Origin of the sequence: Vibrio sp. 1F253 (assembly GCF_041439295.1) — a bacterium.
GTDB classification, from domain to species: domain Bacteria; phylum Pseudomonadota; class Gammaproteobacteria; order Enterobacterales; family Vibrionaceae; genus Vibrio; species Vibrio tasmaniensis_A.
In genome coordinates, this window is sequence record NZ_JBGONU010000089.1 from 1 (window position 1) to 6,593 (window position 6,593).

A 6,593-nucleotide genomic window follows, 5' to 3' on the forward strand; every position below is an offset into this window, starting at 1 on the left:
TAGTCATTTGCTTCTGGCCATCTTGCTCAACCTTTTTAAGCAACTCAAGCCATATGTGGTGGTTATGTGATTTTTGTACGCATACGAGTGATGGGTTACGAAAAAAACACCTGCACTCTAGGGTTGTTAGTTAGCATATGTATTACAAAATCAACTCACCATTAATTAGTCAGTCATCGGTCGTGACACACTTTGGGGCAAAAATGAGCCAGTCGTGACTGACTCAAGAGTGACTGACTCAAGAGAAGCTCTCTTAGTTACTTGATCGGAATATAGATTCCGGTTTTCAAATTCTCAGGTTTAGTTCGTCTTGGGTCTCGATTCAGGTACACCTCAAAGCATGGTTGGTCTCGCAGTTCAAACCCACTGTCTGGTAGCCATTCTAAGAGTAAATAGCTGTATGCTTCAGAGAGCTTCTCGTAAGTACCTTTGTGCAAGGCCTTGGCATATTTGCCACTACCTCTGGAATACAGGACTTCCGTAGACTTGTAATCGACAACGTTTATATTCATCTTTATGTCCTCAAAACTAGTGAGTTGTTGCCTTTTTAAGGCAGGAACTGTTTTTTGATGACGAATATACGATGGTGTACAAGAGAACTGCTTTCGTATCGCCTTATTAAAAGAAGCTTGGTTTTCATAGCCACAAGAAAAAGCAATCTCAGTCATGCTCTCAACCCCATAAATAATACTTCGAGCAGCCCTCTCTATAAGCAGGCGCTTACGCATCGCATATACCCCCTCGCCATAATAGGCTCGGAACAAGTGATGAAAATGGTATTTAGAGAAGTAAAATTTTGATAATAGCTCTTCTATTACCATAGGCTGATCAAGGTGAGATTCTAAATACCTCACTACCTTCTCCAACCTGACATGATTGTTCTGCATTATTTATACATCCATCCTATTTCGACATAGGTAGTGTCCTACACTGTGAGACTCAATGATTTTCCATTATTGCTAATTTGTCTGAAAGTTTAGATTCAAGACCGTTTTGCAAATGATAAGCCAATACGATCAATCTCTATGATAAATGATCAGACGTTATTGGAAGTGCTCAAACTAAAATGTCCTCCGACAGGGATTGATAAAGTAATCACGTTTCTGTCGGTGCGGTCACTTTCTATTATCGCAAAACAGGCAGCTTAAGCTTTATAAAACAATTGTTATGATATCTTATGTGAAATGTTAATGATTACTCTTCATTTAATAGTTTCACTAAAGCTATTCGATGCAAACTTAAGTAAGGCTCACACCCTAACTAATTGAATCATTGGCAGTTCCTGTTGATTATTTGATGAGAAGAAGGTGGGGCGAGTGAGTAGTCATGTCTCCGAGGTTGTAGAAAATAAGGATAGTTTCGATCGCCCGTTCTCGATCAAAATTCCACGTCGTAAGTGGTTTGGTTGGAAAGGTATTGAGCTGCGCTTGGTGCTTGCGTTGGCCATGCTATCGATGACCACTATCTTCCTCTCGGTTGTCTCCAGCTTTACCTTCGATGATTTAAACCAACGTCTTGTTGATCTAAAGGAGAGTGAAATCCCGGCCTTAGATAATGCCGCACGCCTCAATGATATGGTGCGAGTGATTATCACAACGTCTTCTCAGCTCGGTGACGCTGAATCGAATTTAGAGCGCAAACAGGCGATGCTAAAAATCGAAGGCGCTATTTCTGTGATGAATAGCGTAATGGTTCAATTTCCGGATTATCACTCCTATTTTAAAGATCTTATCGCCCAAGTTAATAACAGCCTTAGCTTGTTGTATCAAAGTGAAATTGAGTCAGAACAGCTCAACCAAGAACTTCGTAATTTGCTCGAAGGTTTTTACCCGCTACTGCAACAGGCCAGTGATTCACTTGATAGCCTACCTGAGTCTGCCAAAGATCAAATCCAATATACTCAGTTGAAATCTCTGCTTTATTACCAATTAGGCTTAGTAGAGAAGCTGTATAACGACTCAAGCTTTAATGAGCTCGATTACACCAGTTACCGTCTAGAACAAGTCGGGGAAGAGTGGTGGAAGCTCTGGGTCAGTGGTGATTTAAGAAGTGATTTTCCTGAGTTAGATCATCAACTCACAGTGATCTATAACCTTGCCTCAAGTGATAGCAGCTTGTATGGGATGAAAAACAAAGCGCTCGATCATCTTTATCAAGAGCAATACTTCCTGCAAAACAGCCGTGAGCATTTGAACCAATTAACCGTGCAGATCGAAAGCAACACCAGCAAGGTGAATAGCAATATTGACCAATCGATTCAGCAGGCGCAGCAATCTTTGCAATCTAACCAGCGTCTCTCTCTTTTTCTTTCTCTATTTAGCGTGTTGGCTGCCGCTGCTATTTCATGGTTCTACGTGCGTAAGAGCATTTTGGAAAGACTTTTACAGCTTAAAGACAACATGTTTGCGATTTCTACCGGCCATTTAGATACCGAAGTGTCCATTCGTGGCAAAGACGAAGTGACGCAAATGGCTAAGTACCTAAAGGTATTCCAAACCACGGCCAAAGTCGTTAAGCAAACCAACCGAAAATTAGAAGCTGAAGTGGAAGAGCGAACCCTAGCCGAAGCCAAACTACGAGTGACTCAAGATGAGTTGATCCAAGCCGGAAAACTGGCTGCATTGGGGCAACTTAGTGTCGGGATAACGCACGAGATTAATCAACCTCTGACGGCTGTGAATAGCCACGTTCGAAGTGCTCAGCTTTGGCTCGGTAAAAATAGACCAGACAGAGCACAAGAGAATCTTAAAAAGATCGAAGTCCTGCTAGAAAAGGTGGCTGCGATAACTCGTCACTTAAAAGCCTTCTCACGTAAGAGCGACGGCAAGATTGATAATGTGGAACTAGAGAAGGTGATTGGTGATGCGATTGATCTGTTCGAAACCAGACAGAGCTCAGTATCGATTCAGTATTCGCCCCAAAGCTACCAGATGGTTCGAGCCAACAGCATACGCTTGGAACAAGTACTGGTGAACCTCATCAGCAATGCTCTGGATGCCATTGAGCATAAAGAGCAGCCTCAACTTAGTATTGCTACGCAAGTGCTTTCGAACACCACTCAGATTTTGGTTAAGGACAACGGACTGGGCATACCTGAAGAAGATATCCCGTATTTGTTTGACCCATTTTATTCCAGCAAAACAACAGGTAAGGGGCTTGGGCTAGGCTTGTCTATCGCATACAACATAATAAAAGATTTTGGCGGCTCGATTCACGTGGAATCGGTTGAACACCAAGGCACCACCTTTATCGTCACTCTACCAAAAGGCACAGGTTCATGATTTCAGAAAAACACATAGTTCTTATCGACGATGAAATAGATGTCGTCGACGCCGTGAGCGAAATGTTAGAGCTAGAAGGGTTTAGTGTCACCACCTTTACTGATCCCAACCTTGGCCTAAAGTCGCTTAAAGCAAACAGTCAGTCGGTTGTGCTGTGTGACGTGCGCATGCCGAAAGTGGACGGTTTGACGTTGTTGAGCTCAATCCAACACCGTGCCCCGAATGTGCCCGTTTTATTGATGAGTGGCCATGGCGATATTCCAATGGCGATCGAAGCGATGAAGTTGGGCGCTTTCGACTTTCTAGAAAAACCGCTTAATTCGAGTGAGCTGGTGGAGAAGCTTGATTTGGCGATTACCCAGTGTCAGCACAGCTGCCCGTCAACCTCGGATGGTGATGAGCAAGAGGGTTTACCGATTGAATCTGTGGTTATTGGCCAATCAAAAGCGATGGATACGATACGTAAGCAAGTGCTCGCTTTAGCGCATACTGGCGTCGACACCATCATCAACGGAGAAACGGGAACGGGCAAAGAGGTGATAGCTCAAGCTCTGCATCAATTCAGTCGTCGTAAGACTAAGCCATTTGTCGCGATTAACTGTGGTGGCATGACAGAGAGCATTATTGAGAGTGAGTTGTTTGGCCATGAAGCGGGTTCGTTTACTAGCGCGAACAAGAAGCGTATTGGCAAAATAGAACAAGCCAATGGCGGCACTCTGTTTCTCGATGAAATTGAGAGCATGCCGATTGCGGTACAAATAAAACTGCTGCGCGTGATTCAAGAGCGAATGATTGAGCGTGTTGGTGGTAATGAGTTGATACCTGTCGACATCGTCGTGGTCGCAGCCAGTAAAGCCGATCTCGTGAGCTTGAGTGAGTCTGGGGAATTCAGAGCCGATCTCTTCTATCGATTGAACATTGCGAGCTTAAACCTTCCGGCACTGCGCCAACGAAAAGAAGACATTCAGGTGCTGTTTCGCCATTTTGTGATTCAAGCGAGCCACAAATATAAGACGCGCCCATCAACGATTTACCCTGAGCAGATACAGCAGCTATGTCGGCATGAATGGCCGGGTAACGTTCGTGAACTACGTAATGTCGCTGATCGATTTGTGTTGGGTATCGTCGGCGATGGCTTCGATCTTCAATCGCCAATTTGTGAAGCGTCCGGAGAAGATTTCGCTTTTGAAAAGCAGATGGAGCAGTACGAAAGGAATGTACTGACGGAGGCGCTAATAGAAAGCGCAGGTAACATTAACGAGGTATCAAGTAAGCTGAATTTACCGCGTAAAACCCTTTATCGAAAAATGAAGAAACACCAATTAGATAAAGAGAGTTTCAAAGCCTAATTCGTTCAGGTGTTTGTTAAATGGAAAACCAAAAGAAAAAGCAAAACGAAAGCCAAAAGCAAAACCAAAGCCAAAGCCAAAAGAAAAAGCACAAGACAACAATGACCCATTTGGTTTTTAGTCGAATGGCTAACTGTTTCAAGTGATTGTAATAAAAGAGCTTTAACATCTGGCATAAAGCGTGCAATCCCTACATTGTGGCGTCAGCCCACATGAGGTTATTCGGTGTTGAGTCAAAAATATATATGACAGGTATCTATATATGACAGCTATCCAACATTGAATGATCGAATAAAGGACATTAGAAAAATAATTGCTTGTTGCAAGGAGATACAAACATGAAGCAAATACTGAAAGGTTCGATTGCTCTGATACTCGGTGTGAGCTCGATGACGGCATGGGCCGCAGCAGAATCAGCCGACTTAGGTCCTCGTCCCCTCTTTTTAGTGAACAATATGGATGAGAGCCCTTTGAAAACCAAGCTGTTGAGTTGCAGTGAAGGACCTTTTCACCGTAGTGATTTTTCTATTGGACATCGCGGAGCTGCGATGCAGTTTCCTGAGCACACCAAGGAATCCTACTTAGCCGCGATTCAAATGGGCGCGGGTGTCGTGGAATGTGATGTGACTTTCACTAAAGATAAGGCGTTGGTATGTCGTCACTCGCAAAGTGATCTGCACACCACAACCGATGTTTTGGCGCATCCCGATCTCGCGAAGAAGTGTTCAACACCGTTCACGCCGGCTAACCCAGCGACAGGCGAAGATGCTCAGGTTGAGTGCCGTACTTCTGATTTCACGCTGGCTGAGTTTAAGACGCTCAAAGGTAAAATGGATGGTGCGAACCCAAAAGCCACCACGGTTGAAGAGTACATGAACGGGACTCCAGGTTGGAGAACCGATCTTTACAGCCAAAGTGGCACACTGATGACACACGCAGAAAGTGCAGCACTCTTTAAAGAGCACGGCGTGAAGGTGACTCCTGAGCTAAAATCGGCGGCGGTAGAAATGCCTTTCAATGGCTTTAGCCAAGAGATGTACGCGCAGAAGCTGGTGGATGAGCTGAAAGAGGCGGGTTTTGAGCCTTCAGAGACTTACCTACAGTCATTCAACTTAGATGATGTTAAGTACTGGGTTAATGAGACGCCTAAGTTCGGTAAGCAAGCCGTTTATCTTGACGACCGTGTCTATGAGCAAGCGGACTTTGTCGCGTCTGTTGAAAACATGAAGGAGCTACACGATGCGGGCGTGAATATCATCGCACCACCTCTGTTTGCTTTGGTTGAGTTAGGTGAGAACAACGAATTGGTTGCGTCTAACTACGCAAAACTGGCAAAAGATGCTGATCTTGAGATTATTGCATGGACACTGGAACGTTCTGGCCCGCTAGCGCAAGGCGGTGGTTGGTATTACAAGAGCGTGAAAGATGGCATCAACAATGATGGCGATATGATGAAAATGCTTGATGTGTTGGCACAAGATGTTGGTGTGATGGGCGTATTCAGCGATTGGCCTGCAACGGTAACTTATTACGCTAACTGCATGGACAGCGACGCATAGGCGATTCTGAGAGCGCTGTTACGCCTGCTAATTATAGCGTTTGTATAGAGAGCGCTTAGCCAAAGAATAATAAGAGAAAAAGCAGTGAACCAAAGAGCCTTCGGGCTCTTTTTTTACCACTGAAATTGGCGGGACATAAATGACCCAAATGATGAGTTTTTAGTTGGACACTTATGACTCAAAAGTAATTTGAAAGTGTGGGATTTTATTTAAGTTACTGAAATTACAGGTATAAAAAGGTGGCACAAAGGCTGCAATAACGAAGGTGACTTTCAACAATAAGTAAAAGTAAGGTTTGAATATGAAAATCAGTGTTAAAGGACTGTTAATCGCTAGCTCATTACTACTTGTGCGACGTGAAGTCGTATGAAGCGTTGTTCACCACGAAAGCGTGAACCATCTGT

General features: G+C 44.1%; 4 protein-coding genes. 3 read left to right on the forward strand and 1 reads right to left on the reverse strand.

Annotation, left to right across the window (positions count from 1 at the left end; genetic code table 11):
* Nucleotides 1-257 precede the first annotated feature (257 nt).
* Nucleotides 258-887 carry a GyrI-like domain-containing protein gene (locus ACED28_RS22335; protein ID WP_371710782.1) on the reverse strand — a complete coding sequence of 210 codons (630 nt, stop codon included), beginning with the start codon at nucleotides 885-887 and terminating at the stop codon, nucleotides 258-260.
* Nucleotides 888-1,307: 420 nt separating this feature from the next.
* Here ACED28_RS22335 and ACED28_RS22340 point away from each other — a divergent pair, with 420 nt between their 5' ends.
* The 3 genes from ACED28_RS22340 (at nucleotide 1,308) to ACED28_RS22350 (ending at nucleotide 6,189) form a co-directional block, all read left to right on the forward strand.
* Nucleotides 1,308-3,281 (forward strand): ATP-binding protein, encoded by a 1,974-nt coding sequence (locus tag ACED28_RS22340; RefSeq protein WP_371710783.1) that lies wholly within the window; start codon nucleotides 1,308-1,310, stop codon nucleotides 3,279-3,281.
* Nucleotides 3,278-4,630, forward strand: a complete 1,353-nt coding sequence (locus tag ACED28_RS22345; RefSeq protein WP_102441993.1) for a sigma-54 dependent transcriptional regulator — start codon at nucleotides 3,278-3,280, stop codon at nucleotides 4,628-4,630. The genes ACED28_RS22340 and ACED28_RS22345 overlap by 4 nt, the downstream gene beginning before the upstream one ends.
* 338 nt (nucleotides 4,631-4,968) lie before the next feature.
* A complete protein-coding gene (locus tag ACED28_RS22350; protein WP_371710784.1) occupies nucleotides 4,969-6,189 on the forward strand; it encodes a glycerophosphodiester phosphodiesterase family protein in 1,221 nt (406 codons plus the stop codon).
* Nucleotides 6,190-6,593 lie beyond the last annotated feature (404 nt).

What these genes read in the sequence shown, in the direction of transcription:
- ACED28_RS22345 (WP_102441993.1), top strand. Translation starts at nt 3,278, where the DNA reads ATGATTTCAGAAAAACACATAGTTCTTATCGACGATGAAATAGATGTC.
- ACED28_RS22335 (WP_371710782.1), bottom strand. Translation starts at nt 887, where the DNA reads ATGCAGAACAATCATGTCAGGTTGGAGAAGGTAGTGAGGTATTTAGAA.
- ACED28_RS22350 (WP_371710784.1), top strand. Translation starts at nt 4,969, where the DNA reads ATGAAGCAAATACTGAAAGGTTCGATTGCTCTGATACTCGGTGTGAGC.